The sequence below is a fragment of the Streptomyces sp. NPDC053367 genome (assembly GCF_044545925.1).
GTDB lineage: Bacteria > Actinomycetota > Actinomycetes > Streptomycetales > Streptomycetaceae > Streptomyces.
Genome location: NZ_JBITYN010000006.1, coordinates 415,555 through 431,304, shown reverse-complemented (window position 1 = coordinate 431,304; position 15,750 = coordinate 415,555). Strand labels below are relative to the sequence as shown.

Annotated in this window: 12 protein-coding genes and 1 pseudogene; 7 read left to right on the top strand and 6 right to left on the bottom strand. The window is 72.3% G+C overall.

The window, feature by feature from the left end; all coding sequences use genetic code 11:
• Window positions 1–330: 330 nt before the first annotated feature.
• From ACIGXJ_RS19705 to ACIGXJ_RS19695, 3 genes are all read right to left on the bottom strand, one after another.
• Window positions 331–1,077, bottom strand: coding sequence for a thioesterase II family protein (locus ACIGXJ_RS19705; protein ID WP_399646832.1), 747 nt, complete (start codon window positions 1,075–1,077; stop codon window positions 331–333).
• 537 nt (window positions 1,078–1,614) lie between these two features.
• Window positions 1,615–2,025, bottom strand: coding sequence for a four-helix bundle copper-binding protein (locus ACIGXJ_RS19700; protein WP_399646830.1), 411 nt, complete (start codon window positions 2,023–2,025; stop codon window positions 1,615–1,617).
• Window positions 2,026–2,147: 122 nt separating this feature from the next.
• Window positions 2,148–2,777, bottom strand: a complete 630-nt coding sequence (locus ACIGXJ_RS19695; protein WP_399646827.1) for a DUF305 domain-containing protein — start codon at window positions 2,775–2,777, stop codon at window positions 2,148–2,150.
• A gap of 461 nt (window positions 2,778–3,238) precedes the next feature.
• Between ACIGXJ_RS19695 and ACIGXJ_RS19690 the strand changes: the two genes are divergently transcribed.
• Complete coding sequence (locus ACIGXJ_RS19690) at window positions 3,239–6,016, top strand: heavy metal translocating P-type ATPase (protein ID WP_399646825.1); 2,778 nt, start codon at window positions 3,239–3,241, stop codon at window positions 6,014–6,016.
• Between the two features lie 144 nt (window positions 6,017–6,160).
• Here the strand turns inward: ACIGXJ_RS19690 and ACIGXJ_RS19685 are convergent, their stop codons facing one another.
• The 3 genes from ACIGXJ_RS19685 to ACIGXJ_RS19675 all read right to left on the bottom strand — a co-directional run bounded on the left by ACIGXJ_RS19685 (window position 6,161) and on the right by ACIGXJ_RS19675 (window position 11,403).
• Window positions 6,161–6,820, bottom strand: coding sequence for a hypothetical protein (locus tag ACIGXJ_RS19685; protein WP_399646822.1), 660 nt, complete (start codon window positions 6,818–6,820; stop codon window positions 6,161–6,163).
• Window positions 6,821–7,959: 1,139 nt separating this feature from the next.
• The gene (locus ACIGXJ_RS19680) at window positions 7,960–8,694 is read right to left on the bottom strand and encodes a CBS domain-containing protein (RefSeq protein ID WP_399646820.1); all 735 of its coding nucleotides are present in this window, start codon (window positions 8,692–8,694) and stop codon (window positions 7,960–7,962) included.
• Between the two features lie 15 nt (window positions 8,695–8,709).
• Window positions 8,710–11,403: a GNAT family N-acetyltransferase gene (locus ACIGXJ_RS19675; RefSeq protein WP_399646817.1), complete on the bottom strand. Its 2,694-nt coding sequence runs from the start codon at window positions 11,401–11,403 to the stop codon at window positions 8,710–8,712.
• A gap of 858 nt (window positions 11,404–12,261) precedes the next feature.
• On the opposite strand from ACIGXJ_RS19675, the gene ACIGXJ_RS19670 reads away from it, so the two are divergent.
• The 6 genes and pseudogenes from ACIGXJ_RS19670 to ACIGXJ_RS19645 form a co-directional block, all read left to right on the top strand.
• A complete protein-coding gene (locus tag ACIGXJ_RS19670) occupies window positions 12,262–12,483 on the top strand; it encodes a hypothetical protein (protein WP_399646814.1) in 222 nt (73 codons plus the stop codon).
• Between the two features lie 29 nt (window positions 12,484–12,512).
• The gene (locus tag ACIGXJ_RS19665) at window positions 12,513–13,169 is read left to right on the top strand and encodes a DUF4389 domain-containing protein (RefSeq protein WP_399646811.1); all 657 of its coding nucleotides are present in this window, start codon (window positions 12,513–12,515) and stop codon (window positions 13,167–13,169) included.
• Window positions 13,166–13,543, top strand: a complete 378-nt coding sequence (locus ACIGXJ_RS19660) for a hypothetical protein (RefSeq protein ID WP_399646807.1) — start codon at window positions 13,166–13,168, stop codon at window positions 13,541–13,543. The genes ACIGXJ_RS19665 and ACIGXJ_RS19660 overlap by 4 nt, the downstream gene beginning before the upstream one ends.
• Before the next feature lie 119 nt (window positions 13,544–13,662).
• The gene (locus ACIGXJ_RS19655) at window positions 13,663–14,184 is read left to right on the top strand and encodes a universal stress protein (protein ID WP_399646805.1); all 522 of its coding nucleotides are present in this window, start codon (window positions 13,663–13,665) and stop codon (window positions 14,182–14,184) included.
• Window positions 14,185–14,362: 178 nt separating this feature from the next.
• Window positions 14,363–14,872, top strand: coding sequence for a flavodoxin domain-containing protein (locus tag ACIGXJ_RS19650; RefSeq protein WP_399646803.1), 510 nt, complete (start codon window positions 14,363–14,365; stop codon window positions 14,870–14,872).
• Window positions 14,873–15,193: 321 nt separating this feature from the next.
• Window positions 15,194–15,617, top strand: a pseudogene (locus ACIGXJ_RS19645) (ATP-binding cassette domain-containing protein); the annotation flags it as partial.
• Window positions 15,618–15,750 lie beyond the last annotated feature (133 nt).

Sequence of the window (15,750 nt, the reverse complement as noted above, 5' to 3'; positions counted from 1 at the left end):
GGGCGTGTATCCCGGCGTTTCACATTCAAACCGCGTGCTGCGGAAGAGAATTCACACGTCCTCGACACCGCGGGGCACGCCCCCTCATCCCCGCCTCCATCACACGGCCGTCCACCCCACGGGTTTCGGCCAGACCGGACGGCGGCCGCCGGGCCCCGCGGGGTCGTCCGGTCATCGGCGCGGCCGCGGCGCCGCGGCGGACCCGGCGCACGCGGGAAGCCGAAGACGCGCGCGATCGCCGACGTGCGTGGGCGCCACGTCGACAGGAGAGCGGCAGTTCGGCGCGGCCCCGGCGCACTGCGGGCCCACCGCCCGTCATCGGTCGCCGGCCTAGGCGCACTCGGCGCACTCGGCGACGAGGCGCACGACCGTGTCCGGGTGGTCCGAGAGGAAGAAGTGTCCGCCGCGGAGCATTTCCAGCCGGAAGCCGGCCGTGGTGTGACTCTTCCAGGCCGCGGCTTCCTCCGGCGTCACCTGCGGGTCCCGGTCCCCGGTCAGACAGAGGAGGGGCGTCTCCACCACCGCGTCGGGGACCGGCCGATACCGGGTGACCGCCCGGTAGTCGTTACGTAGGGCGGGCAGCGCCAGGTCCATCAGGTCCGGGCTGCTCAGGATCGCCGCGTCGGTTCCGCCGAGGCGTGCGAGATGGTCGAGCAGGTCCTGGTCGGAGTCGTATGCCTGGGTCTCTCGCGTCACCGACGGGGCGGCGCGGCCGGAGACGACCAGGCGGCAGTGGGCCGTCAACCGGGCGTGCCCGAGCCGGAGCATCGACTCGAAGGCGACGGACGCTCCCATGCTGTGGCCGACGAGGACGAGCGGCACGGGCCCTGCCGCCCATCGCCGCAGGGACGGCAGCAGCCGGTCGGCGAGCTCTTCCACGGTCGTCACGAACGGTTCACCCCAACGCTCCTGGCGCCCCGGGTACTGAACGGCCGCGACTTCGTACCCGTCGGGGAACCGCCGCGCGAACGGAGCGTAGAACGAGGCGGCGCCTCCCGCGTGTGGAAGGAACACCACGCGCGCCCGAGCATCCGCGGCACCGCGCAGTGGCCTGATCCAAGGGTCCTTGCCCACCATCGGCACTCCTCGCCCCTCGTCATGCGGCCGGGCCCGCCCACCGGCCTCCCGTGTGACCATCGCCGACCGTACGGTGCCCACCCGCCGACCGTCGAGGGGGCCGAGAGCACGGCAGCGCACCACCCTGCGAGCGCACCCGTCACCATGAGCTGCTCGCCCCCTGGGATCATGCGCCGAGTCCCCACGGCATCACCCGATCCAGACGGTCCAGCCGGGTGGCTGCTTCACGCCGTGCACCGCTGGGGTTGCCGGGCAAGTTCGCGCTCACTGGCCGGAGGACAAAGTGGCCCGCTGCCATGGTGAGGGTCCGCACCGTGCGGGACATGCGGCCTGTGGCCTCAGCTGAACGACAGGCCGGCGGGCACGGAGGAGGCCGCAGAGTCGGGCCTCGCCGTTCGACGAACGCCCGTGAGCGTGTCGGTCGTTGTGGGCCGGCGGCGTGGCAGCCGGCGCTGGGGCGGGATGACCCGCTACGGGCGCCGCCGCCGGCTGTCGCCCCGCTGAGACCGGCGCCCGAGCCTGCACACTGGCCGCCGGTCAGCCGAGGGCTCCAAGGAGTTCCTGGCACGCCTGCTCGCAGGAGCGACAGGCTTCGGCACACACACGGCAGTGCTCGTGCGTGTCCGCGTGAGAGGCGCACTCGTCGCCGCACGCCTTGCAGGCCACGGCGCACGCCTGGAGGATCGCGCGGGTGATGTTGGCGTCGTAGCCGGTGTGGCGAGAGAGGACCGCGGCGGCGGCGTTGCAGATGTCGGCGCAGTCCATGTCGGTGCGGATGCACTTGGTCAGCTCGCCCACCATGCCCTCGGACAGGCAGGCGTCCGCGCACGCCGTACACGCCTGCGCACAGGCGATGCACTGCTCGATGCAGCGGGTGAGCTTCTCCCGGTCGACGTCGCCGAGGCCGGCCGGGTAAGTGGCGAGCATGTCCTTGACGGTGCTGGACATCGTTACCTCCTTCTCCGTGGGACCGGCGGTTCGGGGCGGGCCGCCTTCCGAGTCCCTGGTACCAGGTAACGCCCCTCGGCGCGGTCGCGCCCGGCAGCAGGTGCCCCGCGCCCGTGCCCGGGTCAGTTCGTGCCGAGCATCTCCCTCATCCGGGTGATCTCCGCCTTCTGGGCGGTGGCGATGTCGTCGGCGAGGTCCTTGGCGGGGCCGTAGGCGCCTTCCTTCTTCTCCGTCTCGGCCATGGCGACGGCGCCTTCGTGGTGCTTGATCATCTGGGTCAGGAACATGGTGTCGAAGGCTTCGCCCGAGGCGCCTCGCATGTCGTCCATCTGCTGGTCGTTCATCATGCCGGGCATGGACGAGGCGTCGCCGTGGTCCATCCCGTCCATGCCGTCCATGCCCTGGGGGACCTCTTCGCCCCAGGCCGTCAGCCAGGCGGACATGGTCTCGATCTCCGGCTGCTGTGCCTGCTTGATCTTCTCGGCGAGGGCCTTGACCTCACTGGAGGAGGCCCGGGTCTCGGCCATGTCGGACATCATGACGGCCTGCCGGTGGTGCGGGATCATGCCCTGTGCGAAGTCGACGTCCGCCTGGTTGTGCTCGCCCGCCGGGACCGAGGCGGACGTGGCGGGGCCGGGAGAGGTGGCGGCAGAGCCGTTGCCGTCGTCACCGCAGCCGGCCAGGAAGAGCATGGGGGCGGCGGCGAGGGCGGCGAGGGCGGTACGGCGGTGCAGGGAGCGGGTGCGCTTCACGGGGGCTCCTCGGAGCGAAGGGATCGGGACACAGCGCGTCAAGGCGCCGCCGGTACTCCTCCCCGTCGGTCTCGCCGCGGGCGAACCGCTCGGCGAGCTGTTCAGGAGAGGGGCCGGCGGTGCTGTGCGTGGGCTCGGTGGCGCGGCCCAGGGTCCGGAAGAGAGAACGGCGGCGGTGGTGATCGGCGCCCAGGACAGGATCATGTCAGCCGACATCGTGAACAAGCCGAAGCCGCTGACCTCGTGGTCGGACCAGGACATCATCACGAGCACGTCCCTGGTGATCCGGACGCCGGGCGGGGCCCGCCGGCCCCCCCGTTGGTTACTTGAGGCCATGGTCGCGCGGTTCCCGTCGGTGGTGCAGCGTCCAGTGGTCCCCGTCCACCGGGCCGGTCAGCCCCACCCGGTACTGGTGGAGGCGAGGGACGCTGGAAGGGGGTGCACACGCAAGGAGGGCTGCCATGGGTGTCGCCGGTGTCGTGGTCGTGTGCTTCGCCGCGTTGCTGATCGGCGCACTGGGCTGGTTCTTCTTCGGCCCGCGCAAGGCCCGCACTGCGCAGCTGGAGGGCGGGGTGCAGCGGCTCGAGGTGACGGTGAGGGGCGGCTACAGCCCCAATGTCATCAAGGTCCGCCAGGGTGTGCCGCTGGAGCTGGTCTTCGACCGGCGGGAGAGCGGGGAGTGCACCAACCGGGTCGTCTTCCCCGACCTGCGGGTCAGCGCCGGGCTGCCGGCGTACGCCCGCACCACCGTGCGCCTTCGCCCTGCCGACGCCGGCTCCTTCGGCTTCGCCTGCGGGATGAACATGATCCACGGCACGCTGCTCGTCGAACCTGCGAACGGTCCCGGCGCCACGGAGGAGACCCGGGACGGCGGCGGCCGGGACACAGCTGCCGCCACCGCTGCGGCAGCCGGCCTCGGCGAGGAGAGCGGGGCCGGGGCGGAGGCGGCCGAGGCCGCCGAGCGCCGCGCGGAGATCACCGATCTGACCCGCCGGGTCGTGGTCGGTGCCGTGCTCACGCTGCCGGTGCTCTTCGCGGTGATGGCCCACGAACTGTTCGGTGCCGAGTGGGTGCCCGGCTGGCTGCTGAACCACTGGCTGCAGCTCGCGCTGATCACGCCGGTGATGTTCTACACCGGCCGGCCGATCCACTCGACCGGGTGGCTGGCCCTGAAGCACCGCGGCGCCGACATGAACTCCCTGATCACCCTGGGGACGACCGCCGCCTACGGGTACAGCCTGCTGGTCACCCTCGTCCCCGGCCTCCTCCCGGAGGAGGTCCGCGAGGTGTACTTCGAGGCGGTCGGGGTGATCCTCACCCTCATCCTGCTCGGCCGTCTGCTGGAGGCGCGCGCCAAGGCCGGCACCGGCGAGGCCATCCGCGCCCTGCTGGGCCTGCAGGCCCGCACCGCCCGCGTCGTACGCGACGGCACCGAGGCCGAGATCCCGGTCGAGGACGTCACGGTCGGCGACGAGGTGGTGATCCGGCCCGGAGAGAAGGTCCCGGTCGACTCGGTGGTGCTGTCCGGGTCCTCGGCGGTCGACGAGTCGATGGTCACCGGCGAGCCGATGCCGGTCACCAAACGGGAAGGGGACACGGTCGTCGGCGCCACCGTCAACACGACCGGATCGCTCCGGGTACGGGCGAGCAAGGTCGGGGCCGACACGATGCTCGCGCAGATCATCCGCCTGGTGCAGCAGGCCCAGGCGTCGAAGGCACCGATCCAGCGGCTGGCCGACGCCGTCTCCGCGTACTTCGTCCCGGCCGTCATCGCCATCGCCATCGCCGCGTTCGCGATCTGGTACACCGTCGGGCCCGCCCCCGCGCTCACCCTGGCCCTGGTCTCCGCGGTCGCGGTGCTGATCATCGCCTGTCCGTGCGCGCTCGGCCTGGCCACCCCGCTGTCGGTCATGGTCGGCACCGGCAAGGGCGCCCAAACGGGCATCCTCATCCGCTCCGCCGAGGCCCTGGAGACCGCCCACAGACTCGACACCGTCGTCCTGGACAAGACCGGCACCGTCACCGCCGGCAAACCCCGGCTCACCGATGTGCACTCCGCCGACGGCTTCGGGGACGACGAACTCCTGGCTCTGGTGGCGGCGGCCGAGGCGGACAGCGAGCACCCGCTCGCGGGTGCGATCGTCGCGGGAGCACGGGAGCGCGGTCTGACCCCGCCTGCGGCGAGCGCCTTCGGCTCGGTCACCGGCAAGGGCGTGCAGACCACTGTCGACGGGCACACGGTCCTGGTCGGGACCGCACGGCTGCTCAGCGATGTCGACATCGATGCCAGCGCCGCCGCCGCGGTCGCCGCCGGCTTCTCGGCCGAGGGCAAGACCCCGGTCCTCGCCGCGGTCGACGGCCGTCCGGCCGGGGTCCTCGCCGTCGCCGACACCATCAAGGACGACTCCGTCCAGGCCATCGCCGCCCTGCACCGGCTCGGCATTCAGACGGTCATCATCACCGGCGACAACGCCCGCACCGCCGCCGCCATCGCCGCCCAGGTCGGCGTGCGCCGGGTCCTGGCCGAGGTCCTGCCCGAACACAAGGCCGACGAGATCCGCCGCCTGCAGGCCGAAGGCCGCACCGTCGGCATGGTCGGCGACGGCATCAACGACGCCCCCGCACTCGCCGCCGCCGACGTCGGGCTCGCCATCGGCACCGGCACCGACGTCGCCATCGAAGCCGCCGACATCACCCTCATCTCCGGCTCCCTGACCGGCGTCGTCACCGCGATCCGGCTCTCCCGCGCCACCATGCGCAACATCAAGCAGAACCTGTTCTTCGCCCTGATCTACAACGCCGTGGGCGTGCCCCTCGCTGCCGGCGCCCTCTACCCGCTGTGGGGCATCCGCCTCAGCCCGATCATCGCCGCCGCCGCGATGGCCCTGTCCTCCCTGTCGGTGGTCACCAACGCCAGCCGTCTGCGCCGCTGGCACACCAGCCCACTGCCCGCCGCCACGGCGCAGCCAGTCGAGCCCCGGGTGGAATCGGCAGCCGACCGGACCCCGGCCCACGCCGCGGCCGCGGAACACGGACGGCACCGCTCAGCAGAGCCCACCACCGGCGAAGAGGCACGGCCTGGTCCCGCAGACAGTGCAGTGGACCCGGTCTGCGGCATGCGACTGGACCCGGCGACCGCCCCTGAACGACGCGACACCGACACCGGAAGCCACTTCTTCTGCTCCGCACAGTGCGCAGCCGCCTTCGACGGCGACCCCGACCGCTACTCCGCGCGGTGAACGGACCAGCGCCGAGGAGGGGTGAGCGGAAGCGCCCGCGTCCCGAGCCCGCCGACGGCAGGTGCAGGATCCATGAGCAGACCGCGGGCCCAGCGTGTACACGCTGGGCCCGCGAAGAAGGGCTACGAGGGTGACGGACCGGGGTCAGTGGCTGTGGGAATGGCCATCCTGAGCCGGCTCGGTGGGGGCCTCGGCCGGAGGAGCCTGCTCGACGGGATCCTGGTCCGGCTCTGCCGGGGTCCCGGTCGTGGAGCCGTGGTCGTGGCTGTGGCCGTCGGAACTGATGGTGCCGGCGAGAGCGGTCATGCCCAGCCAGGCCAGGGCCGAGACGACCACCACGACGGCCGCGAACGGGCTGACGAGGTGCCGCCAGCGGCCCTTGGAGTCCTTGGCGACGAACGCGACGTACGACATGAGCAGGCCGACGGGGGTCATCCAGGCGCTGCGCTCGGGGAACTGCTCGAAGTGCTGGATGCCGCCGCCGACCAGCCCGACACCGAAGGACAGCAGCAGGGAGAACGCGACCAGCGAGATCGCCTGGCTCAGCGCCGGACGCTCGTCCGCCAGTACGAACTCGTTGACGACGGTGCCGAGGAGGAACACGAAGGCGCCGACGGCGCAGATGATCGCGTAGAGCGGCGGATCGATCGGGTAGTGGACGACGGCGCCGGCAATGAGAGCGGCGCCCAGGAAGTAGAGCATCTGGCCGCTGTAGCGAGCCGGAAGCGACTTCTTGTCGAAGGCCGGGCGGCGATGTCTCGAGGCGGAAGGCTGCTGGAACTCGGGCTTGAGGGCGGTGGTCATGCGGGGTGAAGCCTTTCGGATCTTGGTGGGTGAGAGCAGGCGTGAGCGCGCCGGCACCAGTGGTGCGGCGTCACACTGACGCGGCTCTCAGCAGCGCAGGATCGAAAGTCGGTGCAGGCACGGTGCGTCGCCCGTGCGGCTGGTCCAGGAGCGCGGAGGTTCTGCACGCCGGCCCAGGACGCGGTTGCCGCCCCCGCACCTGAGGGCGAACGTGAACAAGGCAGCGACGATGCACAGCAGCGCCAGGCAGCTCTCTCCGACTCCGCCGTGATCGCAAGGGGATTCACCGTCCGGGCTGCTGTCCGGTGTCCTGGTGGCGTCCCCGGCGGCGACGTCAGAGTGCGCGTGGGGTGTTCTGTCCCCGGCGTCGACGAGCGGGAAGGCACCGGTATGCCAACTGTGCGCTGGCTGATGTGAGGCCAGGACGTGCATCCCGAAGAGGGCAAGCACCACCGCGAGGAGCGTTGCCCGCAGCAACGCTCCCGTGTGATGGTCGCGACGGAACTTGCCTGGGATCACGCTCACGACCGTAGGAGGGCTTGGTGGCGGGAATGCCGGGCGTCCACCCGGACTGGGAGGAAGATAGCACCGCATCGGGATGCCGCAGGCCCTGCGTCCGCGCCGCCGCCGCGGTGTCCCCGTTCCGCCAGGAGGGTCACCCACCCCGTACTCCCCCGTTGACCTGGCTGACCTGGCTGACCTTGCCACGGGTCGGGAACGGGCAGGGACCGTCCTGTCGGGGCCCATATCCGTTGGCGGAGGGTGAGTGCCGGCTGTGGAGGGCGGCGCCCACACGGCTTCAGCCGACGCGCAGGGTCGTCGCGGCGGGTGCGGAGCTTTCCTCCGGCTCTGGAACTGCAGGGAACAGCCGCCAGTCGCCCGCGGTGGGCAGCGCGGCGTGGAAGGTGAGATCCGGCCGCCGTTGTCGCCGGTGACCTCGGTGGTGGGGTCGAGGTGGGCGAACGCCTGGTCGCCTTCGCGGAGGACGGTCAGGGGGGCGATGCTGCCGACGCGGCATGTGTCGCACACCACCCGCACCAGCCGGCCGATGTCGTACCCGGCCTCGGCGATTGCCCGGTGATCCGTTCGTCGACGCGGAGGTGACCAGCACGCTGGTGGGCATGCTGGTCCGCCTCCTCTCACAGTTTGCGCAGCCAGTCGTCGGCGACGCCGTGCAGCGCCTGGGCGTCGGGCTGGAGACGCGAGTCGTCCAGCCGGTAGGTGAGCTTGTCGACGACGCCGACCACGCCGTCGATCTGGCGGGTCATGGACACGGCGATCTGCGTCTCGCTCTTGCGTTCCATGGGGCCGGTGAGCGTGACGACGCCTTCGGACACGGAGACGTCCACCGTCTGGGGCGCCAGCCAGAGCGTGCGGACCAGCACCTCGTCGATCACCTCCTGACGGATCTCCCTGTCGGGCCGCAGGAAGACCTGGAGCAGGTCGCGCCGGGTGACGATGCCGACCAGCCGTTGCTCCTCGTCCACGACCGGCAGCCGCTCGATGCGACGCTCGGCCATGGTCCGGGCGGCTTCGACGATCGTGGCGTCGGCGCGCACGGTGACGGCCGGTTCGGTCATCAGCTGTCCGGCGGTGCGGGCCCGGGCCTTCGCGGTCTGCCTCCGAGCGGTAGGCGTCAGCCCTGAGAAGGGGAATCGGCGCTTCGGGGGCTCGAACGGGTCGGGGGTCTCCGCCTGCCGGACCATGAGGTCCGTCTCGGAGATCACCCCGAGGACCTTCTGGTCCTCGTCGACGACAGGCAGTCCGCTGATCCGGTGGTCGGCCAGCAACCGGGCCACCTCCTTGAACGGAGTGCCGTACTCGGCACGGACGACCTCCATGGTCATCATGGAACCGACCTTGTTGTGCTTCATGGTTGTCTTCCCTCCTCAGCGGAGCCGGCGCAGGTACGGGTCCTGGGGCCTGCGCGGCAGCAGGCGTACGCGCGCGTCGAGCACGGAGACTCCGCCCGGTGTCGCGAGTACGGGGTTGAAGTCGGCCTCGGCGAGCTGCGGCAGGTCGGCCGCCATCCGGGACAGCCGCAGCAGCAGTTGCTCAAGGCCTTCCAGGTCGACCGGACCGCCGCCGCGCGCGCCGAAGAGCAGTGGGGCACAGCGCGGCGCGGTGATCAGGTCGTGCACGTCGTGGTCGGTGAGCGGGGCGAGCCGGGCGGCGTGATCGCCCAGGACCTCGGTCGCGGTGCCGCCCAGTCCGAACAGCACCAGCGGGCCGAAGACCTCGTCCTGGACGACTCCGGCGAACAGTTCGGTGCCGCGCGCCGCGAGCGGCTGCACGACCACGCCGGTCAGCAGGCCCGCGAACCGGGTGTCGAAGTCCCGGAAGGCGGCGCGCACTTGCGCGTCGCCCTGGAGGTCGAGGTGGACGGCGCGCTGCTCGCTCTTGTGGACCAGCCCCGGCCAGTGGGCCTTCATCACCACGCGGCCGTCGGGGCCGCGCAGGCGGTCGGCGGCCATGACGGCATCGTCCTCGGTCTCGGCCCAGGCCCACGGGAGCTGTGGGATGCCGTAGCACGACAGGAGGCTGGCGCAGGTGCGCGGGTCGAGCCAGCCGCCGTCCGGGTTCCCGGCCAGGAAGGTCTCGGCGACCTGGTGGGCTCGAGCCGTGTCGACCTCGGCGAGGTCGGGGACCGTCCCCGTCGGGCGGCTCAGCCAGGCGGCGCGGCGGGCCGCGTGGGCCAGAGCCCGTGCCGCCGCCTGGGGTTCGGCGTACGACGGGACCGCACCGCCGTCGGCGGCGGGCAGCAATGTGACGGGCAGGTCCTGCTCGAGCCGTATCGCGGCGACGGGCCGTGCCCGGCGGGCCGGGCCGTCGGTGAGGGCGTCGACAAGGTTGGCGCCGGTTGCCGCGGCGACGGCGGTCGGGACGAGGGCCAGCAGCACGGCGTCGGTGCCGTGGTGGCGCGCGATCCGGTCCACGCAGTTCTTGAGCTGCTCCTCGGTCACCGCGGCGGTCGCGTCGACGGGGTTGCCGACGGCCGCGCCCTCGGGCAGCACCGCGAGCAGGTCGTCGACCAGCTCGGGCGGGAACGGTGGAACGGCCAGTCCCGCCTCCGCGCAGGCGTCGGCGGCGAGGACTCCGGCTCCGCCCGCGTTGGTGACGATCGCGACGCGGGTGCCGGCCGGGAGCGGCTGGGCGTGCATCAGGGCGGCCGTTTCGAGGAGTTCGCCGACCGAGCGGGTGGCGGTGATGCCTGCCTGGGTGAACAGGGCCTGGCGGGTCATGGTGCGGGTGGCGGCGGCCGCGGTGTGCGAGGCGGCGGCACGGCGGCCCGCCTCGGTGCGGCCCGCGTCGACGGTGAGTACCGGCATGCGGCGGGTCACGCGGCGGGCGGTGCGGGAGAACGCCCGCGGGTTGCCGAAGGACTCCAGGTGCAGCAGCGCGAGGTCGGTGCGGCCGTCGCTCTCCCACCACTGGAGCATGTCGTTGCCGCTCACGTCGTACTTGTCGCCGAGGGAGACGAAGGACGACACCCCGATACCGAGGCGGGACAGCCCGTCCAGCAGGGCGATGCCGACGCCGCCCGACTGCACGGCCACGCCGGCGGTGCCGGGACGCGGGTGGTCTGCTGCGAACGTCGCGTCGAGGGAGAGCTCGGGGTCGGTGTTGGAGATGCCGAGGCAGTTCGGCCCGACGAGCCGCATGCCGTGCGTACGGCACGCCGACAGCAATGCTGCGGCCTCGTCGCCGTCGAGGCCGGCGGAGACGACGACCAGGGCCCGTACGCCCGCCTTGCCGCACTCCTCGGCGGTCGCGGGGATCGCCGCTCCGGGCACCGCGACGACCACGAGGTCGGGCGTCTCGGGCAGCGCGCTGACCGACGGGTAGGAGCGCACACCGAGGATCGCGGAGGCACCGGGGTTCACGGCGAACAGACGCCCGGAGAACCCGCCGGTGTGCAGGTGGTCAAGGACGGCCCGCCCCACCGACCCGGGCTTGCGCCCGGCACCGACGACGGCGACGGTGGCCGGGCGCAGCAGCGGGACCAGACTGGCCACGTCGGCTGCCCGGCCGCGGGCCTCGACGGCTGAGAGGTAGGTGTCGTCCTCGCCGAGCTCGACCGTGCACCGCACCTCCGGTCCCGCGAAGCGGCGGGTCGTGCGCAGGCCGAGGTCGGCGAAGAGTTTCAGCACCTCGTGGTTCTCGCTGAGCGCGTCGGCGGTGAACGAGGTGATGCCCTCCGCGCGGGCGGCCGAGACCAGGTGCTCGACGAGGAGGGTGCCGACACCGCGGTGGTGCAGTCCGTCGGCCACGGTTATGGAGATGTCCGCCGTGGTCGTGTCGTCACCACCGACGTACTCGGCGAGGCCGATCACCTGACCGTGCGTCTCGGCCAGCAGTGCCCGGTGGCCGGGGTGCGGCGGAGCACAGGCCCGGTCTGCGGCCGTCGCGGCCGAACGCCGGCTCACCGCGAAGAACCTCAGGCGCAGGTTCTCCGGGGACATCTCCTCATACAGCCCCTGCACCTGCTCGTGGTCGCCGGGCTCCACGGGGCGGATGCACACGGTGGTGCCGTCCGCGAGCAGGGCGTGGGCGGTGCGTGGGCCGAGCAAGTCGTGCGTCATGACGGGTCTCCTCCCCACCTCGTGACGCTTCGAGGATCCGGCGTGCGGGAGGGCCGTCCCAGGGGCTGTCCGGGGGCGAGTCTGGGGCCGGTCGGCCCTGATCCGGGGCTCTGGCACCCCCGTCGGCCTCCGGTCGGAGCCGGGCGAGCCCGGTCGGGCAGCACCCCGCCCTCCTGTGGTCGGTCAGGCACGGGCAGGCTGCTCTCGCACGGAGGACGGGATGCCGGTCCACGCCGAGGTCACGTCGAGGCGCGGCAGCTCGGGCAGTTGGTGGACTCCGTGGCCCGTTCGGGCCCGTCGCGGACCTCAGCGCCGTGACGGATGCTCGTCCGCGCCCGCCACCAGGGCGCCCGCAGTCCGGCGTACACCGTGGTGGCGGGCGCGGGGGTCTCGGCGTTCTGCTCTGGGACGAGCTGGATGCCTACGGTCCGGCGGAGCCGGTCGGCAGCGGCCTGATCTTTCCCACCCTGCCGACCGCCGTGACCGCGTGTCCGAAGTGGTACCGCGACCGCTGAGCCACCGAGCCGTCTGCCGGCCGGTGGGCCGAACGGCCCGCCTGCGTCATCGCCCTGGCACCGGGCGGCCCTTCGCTGCCGTCGGGTCGGCCCATCCCCGGGCGCACGCCAGTCGGTCGCTTTCTTGAGGGTGACGACGACAGGGAGCGGACCGATGCGCGGAGATCCCTCGGGGCATCAGGACGACTCTCCTGGCCCGCCAGTCGGCGTTGGGGCCGACCGGCCCGGCGACATGCCCGTTCAGCCCTTGGACCGTCCTGCTCACCGACGGGATGCTGGAAGCGCCCCCCACACAGCAACGGGACCCGGCGTTCAGGACCGGGCACAGCCGAGGAGGGCACCCATGGTTCCTCTCATTCTGATCGGTGCGGTCGTCCTGGGCGCCAGCCTGGTGTTCGGCCAGAGCTCGTTCATCGTCGGCTTCGTTCTGATGGCCGTCGGCGCCCTCGGTCTCATCACGTTCATCGCCACGCCCGGCCTGGTCCGGCGCCCCGGTGAGGGGGAGGTGGTGATCGAGAAGCACTTCATCGGCGACCACGACGACCACCGGCGCTACCGCACGTGATCACCAGACCCTTGCGAAGGGATCGACCCATGGCTACGGAAGCACTGCGCCCGGCCCACCCCGCCCGATTGACCGCGGCGCTCGATCCGCACCTGTCGCGCTGGCTGTGGCTGGTGAAGTGGCTGCTCGCCCTGCCCCACTACGTCGCCCTGGCCTTCCTGTGGGTGGCGTTCGTCCTGGTGAGCGTGGTGGCGTTCTTCACCGTGCTGTTCACGGGCCGCTACCCGCGCGCGTTGTTCGACTTCAACGCGGGTGTCCTGCGCTGGAGCTGGCGTGTGGCGTACTACGCGTACGGCGCCCTCGGCACCGACCGCTATCCGCCGTTCACGCTCGCCGACGTGCCCGACTATCCGGCCCACTGGGACGTGGCGTACCCCGAGGAACTGTCCCGGGGGCTCGTCCTGGTGAAGTGGTGGCTGCTGGCCCTCCCCCACTACCTGGTGCTGGGGTTCCTCCTCGGCGGGGTCCGGGTGGTCTGGGTCTCCGGCGGGCTGATCGGGTTGCTCGCGCTGTTCGCCGGCGTCGCGCTGGCCTTCACCGGCCGCTATCCGCGCGGCATCTTCGATCTGATCATCGGGCTCAACCGCTGGGTCCTGCGCGTGGCCGCCTACGCGGCCCTGCTCACGGACGTGTATCCGCCGTTCCGGCTGGACATGGGCGGCGACGAACCGAAGGCGCTGTCATGATCACCGCACTGGTCTCGGTCTTCCTGTTCGCGCACGGGCTGATCCATCTGGCCGTGTGGCTGCCGCACGACAGCACCGACCAGCCGTTCAACCCCCGGCATTCGTGGGCGCTGGCGTCGGCCGGCCTGCCGCAGGCGAGGGTCGTGGACAGGACGGCGATCGGCCTCGCGTCGTTCACCGCGATGCTCTACGTCATCGCGGGCGCGGCCACCGCGGCGCAGAGCAGCGGCTGGGCCGAGGCGGCAGTGCTCGCTGCCACGGTTGGCCTGATTCTGAAGTCCCTGTGGTTCAACGCCTGGCTGTCGCTCGGCGTGCTGCTCGACCTGGGCGTCCTCACCGCCGTTGCCCTGAGCTGGCCGGGCTCGCTGTACTGAGCCGGGCCCGTCGGCAAGGGACCGTTGTGCACGGCCCCGGAGCCACTCGGCCCACGCCTCGCCCGCCCGGTTCGCAGGAGGGTGGGAAGAGGGAACAGAGACCGTTCGAGGAGGAGGCCATGTCCGAGCACACCGGGGGAATCGTGGTGGGTGTCGACGGGTCCGAGGCGTCCGTGGCCGCACTGCGCTGGGCCGTAGGACAGGCGCGGGCCCTCGGCACGGAGATCGTCGTCGTGCACGCCTGGGAATCGGCCACGGCCGGGTTCGCGCCGTACGCGCCGGTGTCCGGCCGCCCGACGGTCGCGGAGCAGCGCGAGCGAGCCGCCGAACTCCTCGCCGCGGCTGTTCACAAGGCCTTGGGTCCACGCATCCGTCCTGGCGTGCGTGCCGTCGTTGCGGAGGGGCCACCCGCGCGGGTGCTCCTGCGGCAGGCGCGCGGTGCCCTGCTGCTTGCCCTGGGACGCACCGCCCACGGTCAGTGGGACCTGCCGGCCGTCGGCACCGTGAGCCGCGAGTGCCTGCGGCACGCCAAGGTCCCGGTGGTGACGGTGCCCGCCCCCGATGTACCCGCCCCGTACCGGCACACCTCGTCGGGCAGGGCCGTCGGCACGTCTTCCCTCGTCCGGAGCGGAGCCGCCTGAGCGTGCCGGGCGGGCGAGCTCTGCTGCGGTACGGCGGCGCCCTGAAGGCACGCACGCACGACGCCATCGGAGCGCTGCACGGGACCCCCGCGTGGCTCGTCCGAGCGCGCACGCAGAAACGGGACCGTCCGGCTGGTGAAGGAACCCAGGGGGATCGACGCACATCGAGGTGAACGCCATGGACGTACTGGTGGGATACGCGACCGCGCACGGCTCCACCCGTGGTGTCGCCGAACGACTGGCCGCCGGCCTGGGCCCAGCGGGGCTGAAGGCCGACGTACGGCCCCTGGAAACCGTCGTCGACGCCGACGCGTACGGCGCGTTCGTCCTCGGTAGCGCCGTGCACAACCAGAGCTGGCTCGAGCCGGCGAAGGCATTCGTGCGCGACAACGCGGACGTGTTGGGCGCGCGACCCGTGTGGATCTTCAGCGTCGGCATGCCGGGGGCGCTGCGCGGACCGTGGAAGCGGATGGCGCCGATGGAGGCCCCGGTGATCGTCCGGGGCGTGCCGGCCGGTCTGTCGTATCGGGGCCACCGGCTCTTCTCCGGTGTGATCCTCCGGTCCCAGCTGCCGCTCGGGGGACGGATCAGGTTTCGTCTGATGGGGGGCCGGTTCGGCGACTACCGCGACTGGGACGCCATCGACGCCTGGGCCGCTGAGATCGCCGGGGAGCTGCTCCACGTCTGACGGCCCGTGCCGCAGAGGAGGAGGCGGCCATGAGACGGCGGCGGATGACGCCGTATCACCCGCCAGGAGACGTGGCCAGGGCCGACGGGAGCGGCGGCAGGGACATCCGGTCCCGGCACGTCTCGGGGGACGTTCGGCTCCGAAGTCGTAGCACTCCCCAGAGGTGCAACCACGTCGTGACCCGGCATGCCCCCCGTCGCGCGCCCCGCACGCCACCGTACGACCGAGTCGCCTCGGGCCCGACCCACCGCTCGGCCGCCCGGGACCTCGGCCCGTGCCGGAGGCGTAGCACCGTACGAAAGCACCGAAGGGAGCCGACGCGGAGAATGCCCACGCTTCCTCGGGCCCAGCGGCGCGGGCGAGGCCACGACGATCCGCGTCCTGCTCGGGTTGCCGCGCGCTGATGCGGGCGAGGTCCGGCTGCTGGACGGCGATCCCCCGGCGCGACGCCGTCGCCCTGCACCGGCGGGCCGGCGTGTGTGCCGGGTGACCTCATCCTGCGGCCCAAGCGCACCGGCGGCGAGATCATCGACGTCTTCCGGCGGCTGCGCGGCGGGCTCGATCCGGTCCGGCGGGACGAGCTGCTCGATCGGTTCCAGCTGGACCGACCAGGAAGGCACATCTTGGCCGCGGTGGAGGCCCTGTGCGGCCGGGTGAGCATCGTCCGGCCGGCCGCGCAGCGGACAGCGGCACGCCGGCCGGACTGCTGCATGCGCACTTCGGCTCCTCGGCAGCGGGACTGACGACGCGGTCCGTGACGAGTTGTCGCTCTGCTCCTCGTCGGCACCGCAGTGCGCTGTGCCACAGCCGGTACATCCCGGCCGCGTGGCAGTGCGACCAGCGGCCGAAGGGCCGTTCGGCCCCGGTGCGGGCCCCGT

What these genes read in the sequence shown, in the direction of transcription:
- ACIGXJ_RS19670 (WP_399646814.1), top strand. Translation starts at nt 12,262, where the DNA reads ATGGTTCCTCTCATTCTGATCGGTGCGGTCGTCCTGGGCGCCAGCCTG.
- ACIGXJ_RS19705 (WP_399646832.1), bottom strand. Translation starts at nt 1,077, where the DNA reads ATGGTGGGCAAGGACCCTTGGATCAGGCCACTGCGCGGTGCCGCGGAT.
- ACIGXJ_RS19675 (WP_399646817.1), bottom strand. Translation starts at nt 11,403, where the DNA reads ATGACGCACGACTTGCTCGGCCCACGCACCGCCCACGCCCTGCTCGCG.
- ACIGXJ_RS19680 (WP_399646820.1), bottom strand. Translation starts at nt 8,694, where the DNA reads ATGAAGCACAACAAGGTCGGTTCCATGATGACCATGGAGGTCGTCCGT.
- ACIGXJ_RS19650 (WP_399646803.1), top strand. Translation starts at nt 14,363, where the DNA reads ATGGACGTACTGGTGGGATACGCGACCGCGCACGGCTCCACCCGTGGT.
- ACIGXJ_RS19700 (WP_399646830.1), bottom strand. Translation starts at nt 2,025, where the DNA reads ATGTCCAGCACCGTCAAGGACATGCTCGCCACTTACCCGGCCGGCCTC.
- ACIGXJ_RS19665 (WP_399646811.1), top strand. Translation starts at nt 12,513, where the DNA reads ATGGCTACGGAAGCACTGCGCCCGGCCCACCCCGCCCGATTGACCGCG.
- ACIGXJ_RS19685 (WP_399646822.1), bottom strand. Translation starts at nt 6,820, where the DNA reads ATGACCACCGCCCTCAAGCCCGAGTTCCAGCAGCCTTCCGCCTCGAGA.
- ACIGXJ_RS19655 (WP_399646805.1), top strand. Translation starts at nt 13,663, where the DNA reads ATGTCCGAGCACACCGGGGGAATCGTGGTGGGTGTCGACGGGTCCGAG.
- ACIGXJ_RS19660 (WP_399646807.1), top strand. Translation starts at nt 13,166, where the DNA reads ATGATCACCGCACTGGTCTCGGTCTTCCTGTTCGCGCACGGGCTGATC.
- ACIGXJ_RS19690 (WP_399646825.1), top strand. Translation starts at nt 3,239, where the DNA reads ATGGGTGTCGCCGGTGTCGTGGTCGTGTGCTTCGCCGCGTTGCTGATC.